This window comes from Bifidobacterium jacchi, from assembly GCF_009078285.1.
Classification (GTDB): Bacteria; Actinomycetota; Actinomycetes; order Actinomycetales; family Bifidobacteriaceae; genus Bifidobacterium; species Bifidobacterium jacchi.
The window spans coordinates 17,201-35,065 of record NZ_RQSP01000016.1 but is presented as its reverse complement, the minus strand read 5'-3'; the positions used below and the strand labels follow the sequence as shown (position 1 = coordinate 35,065).

Genomic DNA, 17,865 nt, shown 5'->3' with positions numbered 1-17,865 from the left:
GAAACGAGGTAACGATGAGCGACAACTCGGCATACCAGCCCGGCCCCGCCATGCCCGACATCGACCGGGCCGCGCGGCTGGACTACGTCAGCGACCGCGGCGAACGCATCGACTACGAGGCGCGCGTGAGACTGGTCGCCGTGCCGCGCAGCGACGAGGATCGCCGCCCGGTGGGCCGCATGTCGATCACCTCGTTCACGCGACTGTTCGACGGCAAGCCGGACCGTGACCGGCCGGTGCTGGCGATGTTCAACGGCGGGCCGATCGTGGCGAGCACCGCGCTGCTGCTGTCCGGGATCGGCCCCAAGCGCGCCGCGTTCAGCGACGATCTCGACGCGCCGCTGCGCGACTCGTACCGGCTGGAGGATTCGCCGCATGCCGTGCTCGCCGACTGCGATCTGATCGTCATGGATGCGATCGGATGCGGATACGGCCGCTACGAAGCCGACATCGACGTCAAATCCAAGTATGGCGCGCGCGAGGACGCCCGGCAGTTCGCCGAAGCCGCCGCCGCATGGATGAGCGAGGAAGGCCGCGAGGCGTCGCCGCTCTACATTCTGGGCGAAAGCTACGGCACCGTGCGCGCGCCGCTCATGGCGAAGACGCTGCTTGAGCTTGGCGACACCACCATCGCGCCCGCCGGCGTCGTGCTCATGGGCACGACCACCAACATCCAGGAGGTGCACGACCGGCTGCGTTCGGTGCTTGCGCCGGCCAGCTCGCTGCCGTTGATGGCCGCCGTCGCATGGTACCACCATCGCGGATCGCTCGACGCCACCGACTGGCGCGAGGCGATCGACAAGGCGCGCGACTACGCCTACGGTCCGTATTTGCACGCGCTGGTCGAAGGCTCGCGACTGCCCGCAGACGAGCGTGCGAAAACGGCTGCCGAACTGGAGCGCATCGCCGGACTCAAAGCCGCCGACTGGCTCAAAAACCGGCTCAACATCTCCAAGGACCGGTTCCGCTCGATGCTGCTCGCCGACGAAGGCAAGGTCGTGGGCGTGTACGATGCGCGATACGCCGCGCCCGCATCGCCCAACTATCCGGTCGACCCGTCGTCGAGCCGCGTGGAGCCGGTGCTGGCCGTGTGCGCGCACCGCTTCTACAACGATCTGCTTGGCGTGGATCGTTCGCTGACGCGCGTCGAGGCGCCCGGCGACGTGTGGTCGGCATGGGATTGGAGCATCGGCGGGCCGAGCGATTCCGTGCCGGCCGGCGAGCACAAGTCGCCGTTCGACGAGTTCGACTACGCCGGCGCGCTGGAATACTGCCTTCAGCAGGTGCCCGGATTCCGCCTGATGGTCGTCAACGGCGCCTACGACACGATCACCACGGTCGGCGCCTCCGATGCGCTCATCGCCTCGATCGACGCGCCGGAGGGCACGGTGACGCAGCGCATCTATCCGGCAGGGCACATGACCTACACCGATCGCGAATCCGGCGAGGCGCTGGCGCGCGATCTCGCCGCGTTCGTGCGCGGGGAATAAGGCGGCTGCGCGCGATGCGCTGCGCGTGCGGCATCGTGCGGCGGCGTGCGGCGCGCGTGTGCGGCGTCGTGCGACGCGTGAACGAAAGCATGCGTCGCACGTGGCGCGCGTGGCCGTTGCGCATGTGCGCGCGACAAGCCGACTACGATACTGATAAGCAACAGATGAAAGGAACATCATGACCGAAGCCAATGAAGCCAACGGAACCGCAGCAGCCGAAACGATCGCGGCATTCCGCCATCGCGACGACCTCGCCGCGATCCCCGTGTACCGTCAGGGCAAGCCCGCCCCAGCCGGCCGCCGCGCATTCAAGCTGTCCAGCAACGAGAACCCGTACGGCCCGCTGCCGTCCGTCGTCAAGGCCATCGACGCGGCCGCGCTGACGACGATGAACCGCTACCCCGACATGCACGGCTGGAAGGTCGTCGAACGACTCGCCAAGCGCTACGACGTCGATCCGGCGAGCATCATCCTCGGCGCAGGCTCCTCCGAGGTCATCACGATGCTTGTGGACGCGCTGTCCGGCCCGGGCACCGAAGTCATCTACCCGTGGCGCAGCTTCGAGGCGTACCCGATCATCGTGCGTGGCGCCGGCGCGACCCCGGTCGAAGTGCCGCTGACCGCCGACCTGCGTCACGACATCCCCGCGATGATCGCCGCGATCACCGACCGCACGCGTCTGATCATCGTCAACAATCCGAACAACCCCACCTCGACCACCGTCTCGCGCGCCGAAGCCGAACAGCTGATGCGCGCCGTGCCCAAGGATGTGGTCGTGCTGTTCGACGAGGCGTACTACCAGTTCAACACCGATGCCGACACCGAAGTCGCCACCGAGCTGATGCGCGAATACCCGAACATCGTGATCGCGCGCACGTTCTCCAAGGCGTACGGGCTGGCCGGACTGCGCATCGGCTTCGGCATCGGCCCGGTGCCGGTCATCAACGAGATGAGCAAGGTGGCGTTGCCGTTCTCCGTCTCCGACGTGGCGCAGACCGCCGCCGTCGCCTCGCTCGACGCGCAGGACGAACTCGACGCGCGCGTCAAGGACCTCATCGCCGAACGCGACCGCGTGACCGACGCGCTGGCCGAGCAGGGCTGGCATGTGCCGCCGTCGGGCGCGAACTTCTTCTGGCTGCAGCTGAACGACCTGACCGATCAGGTGGCCGAACGCCTCACCGAAGCCGGCGTGATCGCCCGCGTGTTCAGCGGCGACGGCATCCGCATCTCCGTCGGCACGCATGAGGCCAACGATCTGGTGATCGAAACCTGCGCGGCGATCATCCGCGATCTGCCCGCCGCGGCCGAACAGTGGGGCGCGCGATGAGCGCGGGCGGCTGCTGCGCGGCTGCCGGCGGCGCTGCGGCGTCGGCTGGTGCTGCGGAGTCGGCTGGTGCGGCTGGTGCGGCTGGTGCGGCTGGCGCGGCTGGATTCGTGAGCGAACCCGGATTCGTCGCGCACCCCGCACCCGCATCGCATGACTTCGACTGGACGGACGGCGCGTCGCGCATCGCATACACCGCCACCGCAGGCCATCTCGACATTCGCGAAAACGACGGATCGCCGATCGCATCGGTGTTCACCGTCGCCTATGTGGCGCGCGAAACCAGCGGCGACTTGACCGCGGCCGGCGAGACGCGGCCGGTGACGTTCCTGTTCAACGGTGGCCCCGGCTCGTCAAGCGTATGGCTCAACACCGGCGGATTCGGGCCGATCAAGCCGCCGTCGACTGCCCCGCTGCCGTGCGGTGCCGCACCCTATCCGATCGAGGACAATCCGGCGACGCTGCTCAAATACAGCGATCTCGTGTTCATCGACGCGCCCGGCACCGGCTGGTCCGTCATGGCGCCCGGCGTGCCCGACTCGCGCGCCTGGGGCGTGGACGAGGACGCCGACGTGTTCTGCCGCGCGGTGGTCGATTGGATCGCCGCGAACGCGCGCTGGAATGCGCCGAAATACCTGTTCGGCGAATCCTATGCGACCACGCGCGTGGCGGTCATGGCCAACATGATCCAGAACCGCTGCATCGATCTCAACGGCGTGATCATGCTGTCCAATCTGCTTGACTGGGCCAGCGATCAGGCCGGTTCCGACGCCGGATACATCGATCTGGTGCCGTCCTACGCCGCTGCCGCCGCCTACCATCGGGCGCTCGCCGACGGTGCCGACGCGGCTGGTGCCGCCGCGGCGGTCGACGGCGAGCTGCTGCGCCGCGCCGAGGAATTCGCGCTGGGCGACTATGCGGCAGCGCTGATGCTCGGCGACCGGCTGCCGGCCGAGCGCGAGCATGACGTGGCGGTTCGGCTCGGCGAGATGATCGGCATCGATGCCGCGCTGCTTGAGCAGCGGCATCTGCGACTCGACATGGAGGATTTCCGTGCGGCTCTGCGCGGCTCGCAGGGGCGCATGATCGGGCGTTTCGACGCGCGGTTCGTGGCCGACAACGATTACGTGGTCGGCTCCGGCGGCGCTGATCCGGCGACGAACGATGCGGCCACCGCCGGCGTGAATTCGGCGGAGACGTGCGCGTTCCGTGCGGCGTTGAGCGCGATCGGATACGCGTGGAATCGGCCGTATCTGGTGCTCAACAACATGCAGGTCGAGCCGAACTGGAATTGGATGCACCGCGCGCCCGCGCTCGACGAGCCGATGAAATGCCCGAACACGGCGCTCGACCTGTCGGCGGCCATGCGGCGCAATCCGCTGCTCAAGGTCGCGGTGATGGGTGGCATGTTCGATCTGGCGTGCCCGTATCTGTCGGCTCGCAACGACATCGCGCACCTGTTCCTCGCGCCGCGGCTCAGGGCGAACATCTCGTACGGCCTGTACGCCACCGGGCACATGGCCTACGTGGATGCGGCGGCGCTCGCCGCGATGGACGCCGACCTCGCGGCCTTCTACCGCGACGGCCGGTTCTAGGGCGGTTCTAGTGGGTTCTAGTCGGTTCTAGTGTGCCGCGTCAGAAGTTCATTGATTATATTGTTGGCTCCCCTTGTCAGGACAGCACCGTGAAGCAAACAGCGGAGCTGTTTGTAGGTGCTGTGCGAGCCGACCGGCGAGCCGGCAGACCGCGCGCACGGCGCGTCCGTGATTGCAGGACCAGCACCGTGAAGCAAACAGCGGAGCTGTTTGTAGGTGCTGTGCGAGCCGACCGGCGAGCCGGCAGACCGCGCGCACGGCGCGTCCGTGATTGCAGGATCAGCACCGTGAAGCAAACAGCGGAGCTGTTTGTAGGTGCTGTGCGAGCCGACCGGCGAGCCGGCAGGCCGCGCGCGCAGCGCGTCCATGCTTGCGGATCGAGCTGGGCCGCGAAGCGGGACTGAGGGGTAGTGAATTCGTCAACGAACTTCTGACGCAGGACACTAGTGGGGATTCGCGCAAGAGATTCTCGGGGAAAGTGGCAAGTTCGAGATTATCTTGCGCAGAGCTGCTTTGTAGCGCTAGTTTTTCTCGAACTGTGGGTTTGTTTCGAGATTTTCTTGCGCCGAGGGGTGGTGTGGCGCAAGGTTTTCTCGGGCTCGGGGTTTGTTTCGAGATTTTCTTGCGCTTGGTTCGGTTGGTTCGGTGATGACATTGTCGTAGTTGTTGTCGTAGCTGTCGTCGCAGTCACGCGATGAAGAAATGCCCGTTTTTTCCATCGCGTGGCTGTGTGGTTTGGCGCGCGATGGCGTGTGACCGATTACATCGTGTTGTGTGTGTTGTTTTTGCGGTCGCGCGACCGGTTGTGACCGGTCGCATCGTGTGGTGTGGCGGTTCGAGCAGCCACGCGATGAAGAAATGCCCGTTTTTTCCATCGCGTGGCTGTCGCTACCCCGTGTCGCTATCCCGCACATCAGCACACGTCACCGCACAGCAGCGCAAGAACAAGCCGTGCTCGCTACGCTTTGACTCGCTACGCCTTGACCATGCGATGCGCGGTCAGCACCTCGTCCACGCGCGAGTCGTCACGTTCGATCACCAGATCGATCAACGCAAGATGAATGTCCAGACGCTTGTCGCTATGCGGGTCGAATCCCTTGACGCCCAGCGTCGGATCGGACCCCTCGGCCATGATGTAGTCCACGAGGTTCTGATAGAAGCTGCGCAGCATCAGATTCGGCGTGATGCCGGCCAGCTGCCGGTGCAGACGCCAGTTGATCTCCTCGCTGCGCGCGGTGTGCCATTGCGCAATCAGCAGCTCGCGCAGCTCCTCAAGATCGGCCACATCCCGCTTGGTCCGGCAGCGGACCGCATCGTGCATGACCTGCGTGTCAAGACCGTCCAGCACCTCGATCGCGTCGTTCACGTTAATCAGCCGCGCCGCCTTGAGATCGGCGATCTCCACCGCAAGACGAGACAGCGGCGGCTGGTCGGCCACGAAGATGCCACCTTTGGGACCGGGCTTGAGCACCAGAATGCTCTTCTCGCGAAGGATGCGCAGACCCTCGTTCAGCGTCGCCGGAGCCACGTCGAGCCGTTCGATCAGTTCGGTTTTGGTGCCGATGCGATCACCCGGCTCCAGATGCTGCGTGCGGATCTGCTCCTCGATGGCGTCGGCGACCGTACCTGAAAGTGACTGTGCGCTAGTCATGACTCCTCCTTGCGGCTACCTGGCGGTTGCTGAGTGGTCGCCGGGCACCTGCCGGGCGTCCACTAGGCACCTACCGGGCTGTTGCCAAGCGGATGCCAGTATACATGAGTTGCATAATGCAAGCTCGTAACGTAATTCGTAATAATCATTATTATATTTTTTCTGTATCCGGCATGTTAGCAGACGCAACAACCCAAACGCGTGGAACCATAGCCTTGCGCGTCGGCATGCGGCATGTGCGCATAGCCGGCGATATCGTCCAAATTCGGCACGAATTCGGGAGGACCATGACTAGATTTGCCACGGGCGGCGACGCGCTCGCCGAATCCCTGATCGCACAGGGCGTCGATACGATATTCGGCATCCCCGGCGTACAGCTCGACGCCGCATGCGACGCGCTGTACTATCGCAAAAGCCAGATCAAATACATCTGCGCGCGCAACGAGCAGGCCGTGACCTACATGGCCGACGGCTACTCGCGCAGCAGCGGTCGTGAAGGCGTCGGCATGGTCGTGCCCGGCCCCGGCGTGCTCAACGCGCTCGCCGGACTCGCCACCGCCTACGCCACCAACTCGCGCGTGCTGCTCATCTGCGGGCAGGTGGACAAGCGACAGATCGGCAAGGGCGACGGTGTTCTGCACGAACTGCCCGATCAGACCGGCATCATCGCGCGCCTGTGCAAATGGCACGCGCTTGCGCAGACCGCCGACGAGATCCCCGCGCTCGTCGCCGAGGCGTTCCGACAGTTGAGAAGCGGACGTCCGCGCCCGGTCGTGCTGGAAATCCCGCCGGACGTGCTCGCCGCGCCCATCCCCGCCGACCTCGCCATCCCCGGATACGTGGCCGCCGAACCCACCCAGCCGCAGGTGGACGTGCTTGAACAGGCCGCGCGACGCATCGCGGCGTCGAAGCGGCCGCTCATCTACGCCGGCGGCGGCGTGCGCGCGGCCGGTGCCTCGCAGGAACTGACCGCATTGGCGCATCTGCTGGGCGCGCCGGTCGTCGTCACCGAAAACGGACGCGGCGACATCGATGCCGACGATCCGCTCGCCTTCGACCAGGTCGCATTCCGCAAACTGCGCGAAACCGCCGATCTGATCATTGCGGTCGGATCGCGCTTCGTCGGCAGCTTCGGCGGTGAACTCAACGTCAACAATGTGCCGTACATCTGCATCAACGTGGATGCCGCCGATCTGACCGGGCCGCGGCACCCCGAGATCGCGGTACTGGCCGATGCGAAGTCGGCGCTCGCCGGACTCGTCGCGTTGCTCGGCGGGGCGGGAACGAATGCTGCGGCGGCTGGTGCTGCTGGTTGCGGCACCGCTGCGGGCGGCGACGCTGCGGGCGGTGCGGCGGCGGAGCTGCGATACCAGCCGATCGACCGCAGCGAGGAGATCGCCGCCGCGCGCGCGTGGAGCGACGCCACGCTTGCGCAGCTGGATCCGCAACGCGAATACCTTGATGTGATCGGCCGCGTGCTCGGCAAGGACGGCGTGTTCGTCAGCGAATACACGCAGATCGGCTACGCAGCGTCGATCTGCATGCCGCGGCACAGTCCGGAAACCTACATCGGCCCCGGCTACGAAGGCACGCTCGGTTTCGGATTCGCCACCTCGCTCGGCGTGCAGGCGGCTGCGCCCGACCGCCGCGTCGTATCGGTCAGCGGCGACGGCGGCTTCTCGTGGACCATGCAGGAGCTATCCACGATGCGTCGATTCGGACTCGCGGTCGCGGCGGTCGTGTTCAACGACGGCTATTACGGCAACGTGCGTCGCATCCAGAACGGCAACTACGGCGGCCGCGTGTTCTCGTCCGATCTGACCGACCCGGACTACATGACGCTCGCCGAGGCGTTCGGCATCGCGCACGCGCGTGTGTTCGATCCGGCCGAGCTTGGACGCGCGCTGGAGAAGGCGCTCGCCAGCCGCACGCCGACGCTGATCGAAGTTCCGGTGGCCGATTTCCCCTCGCCGTGGAATCTGGTGCACGAGGGACTGCCGACTCCGCCCGCGTTGCCTGAGCACGCCGATCGCGTGCCGCGCGAGTAGCGGCGTTCGACTGTGCTTCGGCGCGGTTTGACGCATTTCATTTGATGCGTTCAATCCAGTGTCGTCGCCTTGCGCAAACCCACTACTGAGCGCAAGTTTTTTCTCGGGATTTGCCTTGATTTCGAGAAAACCTTGCTCTACGAGGGGTGCCAGCGCAAGATAATCTCGAAATGGCCGATTGTTTCGAGATTGTCTTGCGCTATTGGATGGAAGACGGGAGTGTGCCGGGGCGAGTGCGGCGGACTGCGGCATTCATGCGCAAGCCAACAATGAAAAGGACGGACGGGTCGATCAGACTAACAACCGACACGCCGACAACACGTGCGGATATGACCCACGGTTCTGTGCGTAACCCCACAATCAACACCCCAAAAACAAACAATGACGGATATGACAAAGCCCTTGGAATCGTTGCAATTCCAAGGGCTTACCGGTGCCCCCCGTGGGATTCGAACCCACAACCCACGACTTAAAAGGACGCTGCTCTAACCGTTGAGCTAGAGGGGCAACATTTCTAAGATACACATCTATGCGAGACAAGCCAAATCGGCGTTGCGCGAGTGTGCTGCGCTATTCGTGTCCGTTCGCCTTATTCGAACTGCACACATCACGATCGGTCGTTTCCCGACCGACCTATGATTCCGTCATCTGTGAGCCATCATCCTCTCGTCTGTTTGCCATTGTGTGCATGGGACGTATGCGGCAAATCGATTGTGTGCATGGGACGTATATGGGGAGGCCTCTGCCGCCCTTCTCGCGTACGTTCCATGCACACGATTGTGCTTGTGTACGTTGTATGCACACGAATTGATCGTGCTTATGTCCGTCCTATGCACACGATCCTTGGTCACTGGCTCGTTTTGGCATCGCCGAGGCTGGTTCATGTCCGTTGTATGCACACGATCGGTTGAGGACGACGTTTCGCGGCCGGCGCGAAAGGCTTCGACCGGTAGGCATCGACTCGATTGTCGGGCATTCCATGCGAATGGGGTGCAAGTGTAGCTTTCTTGACCGTCGCTTTGTCAGCTATCTCAAAACTGAGAGGCTGATTTCGCGTGCCGCGGCAGTCTATCTCGAAACTGAGAGGCCACGCGGATGGCTGACGGGCGCGTGTTCAAGCCGAAAACGGCGTAGCCGTGGTGACGTCTCGGCTTGCGGCAGCCTCTCAGTTTTCAGATAGACTGCCGCAAAACCGAAAAACAGCCTCTCAGTTTCGAGATAGTGCAGTTCCGCCTTCCGGTGCAGCGTTCAGCCATGCGATGATCGCCTGCGCCTCCGGGCCTCCTTTGGCATTGCCGTTATCCCCGAATTTCGCGTTGGCATCGGCGATATGGCGGCTGATTTCATCGAGCAGCCACGGGTACGCGCGCTCGACCTCGCTCGGGACCACCAGCGGCACCGCCTCCATGCCCTCGCGCAGATACGCGTTGATGCCGATCATATTGTGCAGCAGCGAGCTGTTGTTGCCGTCGTCGCCGGCGAACACATGTCCGCAATCCATCGCAACCGCCGGATTGGTCAGCGCCACCCAAGGCAGACGATGCACGGAGCCGTCGCGCAGCCGAAACTCGATGCCGAGATTTCCGAGAATGACGTCGAACTCGGTGTACAGCGCGTTCAACGGTTCCTGTCCGGTCACCGGCGCGCCGAACATTGCGAAGAACTTGTACACCTCGCCCTTGCGCGACTGGAACATGGTGAACGGATGCACCGCCATCGCGATGCCGAACGCGCCGATTGCAACGCCGCCCGCCAGAACTCCCAGCGAATTGCCGCTGGGCTCGGTGATCACCATCGCGATGCCGGCCGCCGTGAGCAGCACGCCGACCACGGCCGCGCCGATGCCGGTCTTGCGCATGTATCGGCGGTTCTGCGCAAGATAGATTTTCTTGAAATGATTGAAATCCACGGCGACGTGGTAACCGATGCCGGATCCCAAGCCAGACATGCCAGACATGATCGTGCTCCTTGACGAATCTGTTGACGAGTTCGTTGCGGCGACTCCCCTGCGATACCGCAATTCCAGACTACGTTGCATTCGGACGGCACACGCCGTTTGCTCGCTGTTGGATGGTGAATTCTATGCCAACGAATGTGCGGCGCAGGGCAGGGGAGCACCTGTTGCTGTTGCGGAACGCAACGTCGTGATCTGTTTGTGATCTGTCTGTGTTCCATCCCATCGGCTTGCGGATGCTGTTGCGGGGCGCAATGCGCGGCATGTGTCTGTTGTCGCGTTGCGTTCCACGCAGACGTATGCGGGACGCTCCGCTTGGGCGAAGCTGACTGGGGACGTCGGCTGTGCTGCTGGCTATTGTGGTTTTGTTCCTACCGTCCGAATCCGCAGTCCGAACCCGCTATCCGAACCTACTGTCCGCCCCAACCGAGAACTACCGCTCAGATCTACCGCCCAGAACTACCGACCGCGACGCTGCGCGGCGATCGCGCGCAGTCGCTCGGCGAATCGAGGCCAGTCCGTGCGCATGGCGGTGAGCAGCCGCCGATTCGGCACATCGTCGATCGGCACCCAGCGGATCTCCATGCTTTCGTCGTCGTTGGCGCGCGGCATCACGCGGTGACCGGGCTTCTCGAACGCGAACACTGTGGTGTACGCCCAGTTGCCGTGGTCCTCGCGCCACGAGCCGACCACCTCGATGTCGTCGGGCGTGATGTTCGCCTCCTCATACGATTCACGCAGCGCGCCCTCGATCGGCGATTCGCCATCCGCGGTGGCGCCTCCCGGAATGCCCCAGGTGCCGCCCTCCGCGCTCCACGCGGCGCGATGCTGCATCACCACGTCGGTCACTTCGCCGCTGACCGGATCGCGCCGGGCCAGCAGTACGCCGGAAGCGCCGTTCAATCCCCAATGGCGTCGCCCGCACGCGCAGTCGATCCATCCGTCGCCGGGCTGATGCACGTTCTCCTTAGGCGCAATCGCAACGTTACCGCCGGCGCAGCCAGCCGCAGCGCCGCCAGCCGCAGCACCGCCCGGATTCGCCTTGCTGTCCTCAACGCCATCCATGAGGTCCTCCCTCGCCAGATTCCACAGATCGGTCCACTCGATGCCCAGCTCGCCGACCAGCCGTCGCAGCAGCGGCAGCGAAATGCCGATGATCCCGTGCGGATCGCCTTCGATCGAGTCGATGAATGCGCCGCCGAATCCCTCCAACGTGAACGATCCGGCCACTTCCAGCGGTTCGCCGGTGGCGATGTAGCGTTCGATGTCGCGGTCGGAATAGTCGGCGAAGCGCACGATCGCATGGCTCGCCGCGGTGGCGGTGCGGCCGGACGCGAAATCGATCACGCGGTGCCCGGTCCACAGTTCGCCGGCTCGGCCGCGCATCGCGCGCAGTCGCTGCCGGGCGACCTCGACGTTGTGCGGCTTGCCGTAGCATTCGCCGTCGAACAGGAACATCGAATCGCAGCCGATGATGATCGGGCCGACGCTGGCGCGCGTCAGACCCGGCTGCATCGCGATCACGGTGGTGATCGGCTCGGTGACGGTGGGGATGTGCATGCCGGAGAAATCGCGGGTGGTGGCGATCGGTGCCGACGAATAGTCGATCGGAGCGTCGTCGGCGGCATTCGCTGCCGCGTTGCTCGCTGCCGCGTTGCTCGCCGCATCCATATCGCGTTGCAGCTCGCGCGCCTGCAATGGGTAGGCGATGGTGCGCTCGCCGCTTGCCTCGCGCGCGGTCCTCGCGACGCTCAGATACGCCTGATGCACCGCGTCCGCTTTCGCAGAGGCGAGGATGCACACGCGCTGCTCGACGCTCAGATCGCTCACCTGCACGCCGGATTCGCGCGCGGCGCGTTCCAGCGCGGCGGGTTCGTCGACATGCGACACGCGGATCGTGGGGCAGACGCCGGCCGCGACCAGCACGTCGCGTCGCGGCTGCGATTTCGATGCGAGAATCACCGGAATGGACATGATTGGCTGACCTCTAATCTGTATTCGTACGCAGGATGATCACCGGGCTGCGATTCATGATGATGGATCTTTGACGACTCCATGATGATGGCTCCTTGACGATGCCGGAGCCATCATCATCGTTCACTCGTGGTGGTTCGCCCGGCTTGCACAGTTCCGACATGGGCCTCGGGTGTGGGCCTCGGATACGCGCCTTAGATGCGCGTCACCTCAACGCCGGTGGTGTTGATCGGCAGATGCAGCACCTTCCAATAGACATCCGTGAACCGCTCCTCGGCCACCTGTTCGATCGCCGCGGTCGCATCCCCATAGTGCAGCACCAGCACGCACGGGCCGGCACCGGAGACCGCCGCCGCATAGCCGCGATCGCGCAGCGACTCGATCAGCTCCCATGAGGGGGCCATCAGATCCTTGCGATACGGCTGATGCAGCCGATCCTGCGTCGCCGCGTACAGCAGCGCATTCGCATCGGTCGGTGTGGAGGTCGGTGCCGTGCCAACCGATGCGCCAACCGATGCGCCAGCAACGCCAGCCGTGCCAGCCGCGGAAGTCGCCAACGCGGCCGGATTCATCGCCGCCGCCAGCAGCGCCACGCGCGACACGTTGAACACGGCATCGCGATACGGCAGCTGTGCGGGAAGCGCCTTGCGCGCCTTCTCGGTGGACAGCTCGTAGTCGGGCACGAACACCGAGGCGTGGATCTGCGGATCGACCTGGTATTTGATCGTGTGGAAGCCGCCGTGCAGCGGCTCGCCGCCGGGAATCGGCACCGAGCCGACACCCTCGTCCGTGTCGAAATTCCACGACACGGTCATGCCGCCGTACACCGCTGGCGCCACGTTGTCGGGATGCCCCTCGATCGCGGCGGCCAGTTGGAACACCGAATCGCGGTTGAGATCGCCGCTTTGCGCGAATGCCGCGGCTGCTGCGATGCCGGCGACGATCGCCTCGGCCGACGAGCCCATGCCGCGCGCCTGCGGAATATGATTGAACGCCTCCAGCGTGAACCCGAGTCGTCCGAGACCGAACGTCTGGCATGCGCGTCGGAACGTCGAGACGACCAGATGCGTCTCATCGCGCGGCAGCGTGTCCTCGCCCTCGCCGTGGATGATCACATGCGCCGAGCGGTCCGACGGATCGGCGCTCCCCGATGCGTCCGTGCTCAGCGTGAACGTGAGCTCGTCGTGAAAATCAAGCGCAAGACCGGCCGTGTCGAATCCGGATCCCAGATTCGCGCTGGTCGCCGGCACGCGCACCTTGACCTGTGTGCAGATAGGATTCATATAGCTTCCTCTGTGATTGGCTCCCTCTGATGAGGGAGCTGCCGAGTGTGAACGAAACTGAGGGAGAGACCGCCCTGGAGTGCTTTTCCTCCCTCAGTCGGCTTCGCCGCCAGCTCCCTCATCGGAAGGGAGCCGCATTCATGCCGCTCAGTCGAGCACGCGCAGGATCGACGGCTCGCCGGTCACGAAGTCGAGTTTGCGCACGGCGGCGACCGTGCGGCGCAGCGTCACCTCGTCGGTCAGATGCGTCACGATGCGCAGCTGCTGAAGCTCGCCGTCGTAGCCCGGTTCCTTCATCGTGGGCTTGAGATCCTGGTTCACGCCGTTGATCGACACGCCGTTGTCAGCGAATTCCTTGGCGATCGCCGCAAGCACTCCAGGCTTGTCGTGGATGAGGAAGCGCACGGCGAACGCGGCGCGGCTCGCCTCGATCGGCGCCTTGGGAAGATTGTTGTACATGGGGATGGTCGGACCGGTGCATCCCTGCGCGATGTGCCGCGCCTCGGTCACCACGTCGCCGACCACGGCGGATGCGGTCGGCGCGCCGCCGGCGCCGCGACCGTAGAACATCAGATCGTCGGCCGCCTCGGCCTTGACGAAGATCGCGTTGAACGAGCCGTGCACCGAGGCGAGCGGGTGCGTGTCGGGGATGAGCGCCGGGTAGACGCGCGCCGAGACGCCGGCCTCGCCGTTCTCCACGACGGCGAGCAGCTTGATGACCTTGTGCTCGGCGGTCGCGGCGGCGATGTCGTCGGCGGTGATGCTGGTGATGCCCTCCACCGACACGTCGTCGATGGTCACGTTGGTGTGGAATCCGAGCGTCGCCATGATCGCGGCCTTGTTCGCCGCGTCGTGGCCCTCGATGTCTCCGGTCGGGTCGGCTTCGGCGTAGCCCTTGGCCTGGGCGTCGCGCAGCACGTCGTCGAACTGGAGCCCCTTGGTGGTCATTTCGTCGAGAATGTAGTTGGTGGTGCCGTTGACGATGCCGAGCATGCTCGTCACCTTGTCGCCGGCGAGCGACTCGCGCAGCGGCAGCAGGAACGGGATCGCGCCGCCCACGGCCGCCTCGAAGTAGATGTCCACGCCCTTGGCGGCGGCCGCGTTGTAGATCTCCGGGCCGTACTTGGCGAGCAGCGCCTTGTTCGCGGTCACCACCGACGCGCCTGATTCGATCGCCGCCATCACGAACGTGCGTGCCACTCCGGTGCCGCCGATCAGCTCGATCACGATGTCGGCGTTGGTGGCGACGCGCATGGTGTCGGTCGTCAGCAGCGACTTGTCGATCCACGGGTAGTTCACTTCGTCCGGATCGAGGCAGGCGACGCCCACCAGCTCGATCGGCCGGCCGATGCGTGCGGCCAGCTCGTCCTTCTGCTCGACCAGCAGACGCGCGGTCTGCGAGCCAACGGTTCCGGCTCCAAGCAGTCCTACGCGGATGGGTGTTGTGTTGTCCTGTGCCACGTGCGTGTCCTTTCCCGGTGCCGCCGAGCGGCGTCGATGCGGTCCGCCCGGCATGTGCCATGCCCGATCATCAAGGGATCATGGATATAAATGTCAGGCTGATGTCAGGCTTGCGCGTGCCGCCCGATGCGACACGTCCCACCGTCATCCTACCGGAACGAGTCCGACACGCCGATGCGCCGACCGACGTATGAAACATCGGCGAAACGTCGTGCGACCGCCTACCCGCACCGTTGCTAGGTTTTTCGGCATCGAGCCTCGCGCCCGCCGCTGCGCCATTTTGTAAACCCTCTTAACTTGATGTGACACGGCTCACTGATTGGCGTAATATATGTACCGATGCAGCGAGCTTACGGATTTAGTTAACATCGTTGTACCAAAGGCGGAACACCGAGGTGTTATACCAAGCCCGTGAGCGATAAGCAAAGAGAAAGCAATGCTGCTCACTGAGTCCTCGCTGAGAGGGAGGTTGGAATAAATGAAAGCATATATTCAGCGCCTAGGCCGCGCTCTTATGCTGCCTGTTGCGTGCTTGCCTGCCGCGGCACTCTTCCTGGGCATTGGTTACTGGATCGATCCTGATGGCTGGGGTAGCGGCAACGTTGTCGCTGCGTACCTGTGCAAGACCGGTTCCGCCATTCTCGATAACCTTGGTCTGCTGTTCGCGGTCGGTGTCGCCATCGGTATGGCGCGCGACAAGGACGGCGCCTCCGCACTGTCCGCTCTGGTCGGCTTCCTGACTGTCACCACGATCATGGGTTCCGCCGCCATGTTCATGGGCTGGGATGCCTCCGATGCCACCAAGTTCGCCAACGAGCACCCCGCATTCGCTCCGGGCGCCATCGGCAACAAGAACGTCTTCTTCGGCATCATGGTCGGCTGCGTTGCAGGTGCGCTATACAACAAGTTCGGCAAGACGAAGCTGCCTGACTTCCTGGCGTTCTTCTCCGGCCGCCGCTGCGTGCCGATCCTGACCGCCGCCATCATGTCCGTCATCTCGCTGATCCTGCTGTTCGTGTGGCCTGCGGTCTACGGCGCTCTGGTCTGGTTCGGCGAGTCCATCATGGGCATGGGCGCTGTCGGCGCCGGCATCTACGCCTTCTTCAACCGTCTGCTCATCCCGACCGGTCTGCACCACGCGCTCAACAACGTGTTCTGGTTCAACCTCGCCGGCATCAACGATATCGGCAAGTTCTGGTCCGGTGAGGGCGCGACCATCGCCACCGGTGGCTTCCACCCGTTCGGTACCTACGTGACCGGCATCTACCAGGCCGGCTTCTTCCCGATCATGATGTTCGGCCTGCCGGCCGGTGCGTTCGCGATCTACAGGAACGCCAAGCCTGAGAAGAAGAAGGCCGTCGGCTCCCTGATGCTGGCCGCTGGCCTGTCCGCCTTCCTCACCGGCGTGACCGAGCCTCTGGAGTTCTCCTTCATGTTCGCCGCCTTCCCGCTGTACGTCGTGCACGCTGTGCTCACCGCCATCTCGGTGTTCATCGCGGCCGCCTTCCAGTGGATTGCAGGCTTCAACTTCTCCGCAGGCTTCATCGATTGGTTCCTGTCGCTGCGTGTGCCGCAGGCCCACATGCCGTGGATGCTGATCGTACAGGGCCTCGTCTTCGCGGTCATCTACTACTTCGTGTTCGACTTCATGATCAAGAAGTTCAACATGAAGACCCCGGGTCGTGGCGACGATGACGATGACGACGCCTCCAACGCCGCGTTCGACACCGGCACCACCACCACCGGCGACAAGTACGCCGATCTGGCCGATGCCCTCTACGCCGCTCTCGGTGGCCGCGGCAACGTGACCGAGATCGAGAACTGCACCACCCGTCTGCGCATGGGCGTCAACGACTCCGATAAGGTCAACGTCGCCGCCATCCGCAAGCTCGTGCCGGGTGTCAAGGTGATCGACAAGAAGAACGTTCAGGTCATCGTCGGCACGCAGGTGCAGGCCGTGGCCGACGCCATGGAGGTCATTCACGGCAAGCCGGTCATCGGAGGTGGTAACCCAAAAGCGTGACGGCAGCCAAGCCCGCTGCCGCTCCCGCTCCGGCTGCCAAGCCGACTGCACCTGCCGCAGGCGAGACGATTCTCGCTCCTGTCGATGGTGCGATCAAGCCGGTCACTGAAGTTCCGGATGAGACGTTTGCCGCCAAGATTCTGGGTGACGGATTCGGCGTGGTTCCTTCCTCCACGACGGTTCTCGCCCCGGTTTCCGGCAAGGTGACCACGGTCGCCAACGCGCACCATGCAGTGGGCATCACCACTGCTGGCGGCGTCGAGGTGCTCGTCCACATCGGTGTTGACACGGTCCAGCTCAACGGCGCTCCGTTCACGCTGAAGGTGGAGGAGGGCCAGACCGTCAAGGCTGGCCAGCCGGTCATCGATGTCGACTTCGACGCGATCAAGGCCGCCGGCAAGCCCACTGATGTGATCGTGGTGTTCACGAACCCCGCGCTCATCAAGGACCTGTCGATCACCGCCGCTGGTGCCGTCGCCGCCGGTTCGCCGGTCGGCACGCTCACCACCAAGTGATCGTCGGCGAGACCGGTCGGTAAGACCGGTCGACGAGACCCTAAGTGGCAAGTGATTGTCTCCTTCAATCACGGTATGATGTATAACTGAAAATCACTCCTAAGGCTGAGGCCCTCCTCGCTGTTCACGCAGCAGGGAGGGCCTCAGCTGTTGTGACGCTTGTTCCCTGCACTGTGCTGTCCCGCACGTGTCCCTTTGCGCGGCACCCTCCGCACATGGTGCGCGTCCACTCCGAACATGGTGCGTGGCACCCTTTTTCGCATGGTGTAGGGATCTGAAATGCCAAGTATGCGCGAAAACGTTGGAATTAAGCCGTTTCTGTTCCCTGCATCATGGGGAGATCCCTACATCATGTGGAATATGATATGCGGAGTGCGTTTATGCGGATGACGTTGGCTCAGCACAGTTCTGCTCAGTTCAGCTAGCTCAGTTCAGCTAGTATCCTGCGTCAGACATTCGTTGACGAATTCACTACCCCTCAGTCCCGCTTCGCGGTCCAGCTCCCCTGACAAGGGGAGCCAACATTATAATCAACGAACTTCTGACG

11 protein-coding genes and 1 tRNA gene are annotated in these 17,865 nt (G+C 64.1%); 6 read left to right on the top strand and 6 right to left on the bottom strand.

Features of this window, described 5'->3' with window-relative positions; genetic code table 11:
* The first annotated feature begins 14 nt into the window (after positions 1-14).
* The 3 genes from EHS19_RS05755 to EHS19_RS05740 all read left to right on the top strand — a co-directional run bounded on the left by EHS19_RS05755 (position 15) and on the right by EHS19_RS05740 (position 4,409).
* On the top strand, positions 15-1,490 hold the full coding sequence (locus EHS19_RS05755) for a S10 family serine carboxypeptidase-like protein (RefSeq protein ID WP_175578338.1): 1,476 nt from the start codon (positions 15-17) through the stop codon (positions 1,488-1,490).
* 178 nt (positions 1,491-1,668) lie between these two features.
* Positions 1,669-2,817, top strand: a complete 1,149-nt coding sequence (gene hisC, locus EHS19_RS05750; protein WP_151916823.1) for a histidinol-phosphate transaminase — start codon at positions 1,669-1,671, stop codon at positions 2,815-2,817.
* Positions 2,814-4,409, top strand: a complete 1,596-nt coding sequence (locus EHS19_RS05740; RefSeq protein WP_175578337.1) for a S10 family serine carboxypeptidase-like protein — start codon at positions 2,814-2,816, stop codon at positions 4,407-4,409. The genes hisC and EHS19_RS05740 overlap by 4 nt, the downstream gene beginning before the upstream one ends.
* A 973-nt stretch (positions 4,410-5,382) precedes the next feature.
* Here the strand turns inward: EHS19_RS05740 and EHS19_RS05735 are convergent.
* Positions 5,383-6,060, bottom strand: a complete 678-nt coding sequence (locus EHS19_RS05735) for a FadR/GntR family transcriptional regulator (protein WP_151916820.1) — start codon at positions 6,058-6,060, stop codon at positions 5,383-5,385.
* 287 nt (positions 6,061-6,347) lie between these two features.
* Between EHS19_RS05735 and EHS19_RS05730 the strand changes: the two genes are divergently transcribed.
* Entirely contained in the window at positions 6,348-8,108 is a 1,761-nt protein-coding gene (locus EHS19_RS05730; RefSeq protein WP_175578336.1) for a thiamine pyrophosphate-dependent enzyme, read from the top strand.
* A gap of 434 nt (positions 8,109-8,542) precedes the next feature.
* On the opposite strand, the gene EHS19_RS05725 is transcribed toward EHS19_RS05730, so the two are convergent.
* The 5 genes from EHS19_RS05725 to EHS19_RS05705 form a co-directional block, all read right to left on the bottom strand.
* A tRNA-Lys gene (locus EHS19_RS05725) sits at positions 8,543-8,615 on the bottom strand.
* A gap of 700 nt (positions 8,616-9,315) precedes the next feature.
* Complete coding sequence (locus tag EHS19_RS05720; protein WP_151916818.1) at positions 9,316-10,065, bottom strand: hypothetical protein; 750 nt, start codon at positions 10,063-10,065, stop codon at positions 9,316-9,318.
* A gap of 456 nt (positions 10,066-10,521) precedes the next feature.
* Positions 10,522-12,036, bottom strand: coding sequence for a Maf family protein (locus EHS19_RS05715; RefSeq protein ID WP_151916817.1), 1,515 nt, complete (start codon positions 12,034-12,036; stop codon positions 10,522-10,524).
* Positions 12,037-12,230: 194 nt separating this feature from the next.
* Positions 12,231-13,319: a homoserine kinase gene (locus tag EHS19_RS05710; protein ID WP_151916816.1), complete on the bottom strand. Its 1,089-nt coding sequence runs from the start codon at positions 13,317-13,319 to the stop codon at positions 12,231-12,233.
* 147 nt (positions 13,320-13,466) lie between these two features.
* Entirely contained in the window at positions 13,467-14,780 is a 1,314-nt protein-coding gene (locus tag EHS19_RS05705) for a homoserine dehydrogenase (protein ID WP_151916815.1), read from the bottom strand.
* 478 nt (positions 14,781-15,258) lie between these two features.
* On the opposite strand from EHS19_RS05705, the gene nagE reads away from it, so the two are divergent.
* Positions 15,259-16,803, top strand: a complete 1,545-nt coding sequence (gene nagE / locus EHS19_RS05700; protein ID WP_151916814.1) for an N-acetylglucosamine-specific PTS transporter subunit IIBC — start codon at positions 15,259-15,261, stop codon at positions 16,801-16,803.
* Complete coding sequence (locus tag EHS19_RS05695; protein ID WP_175578335.1) at positions 16,800-17,318, top strand: PTS sugar transporter subunit IIA; 519 nt, start codon at positions 16,800-16,802, stop codon at positions 17,316-17,318. Before nagE ends, EHS19_RS05695 begins: the two co-directional genes overlap by 4 nt.
* Positions 17,319-17,865 lie beyond the last annotated feature (547 nt).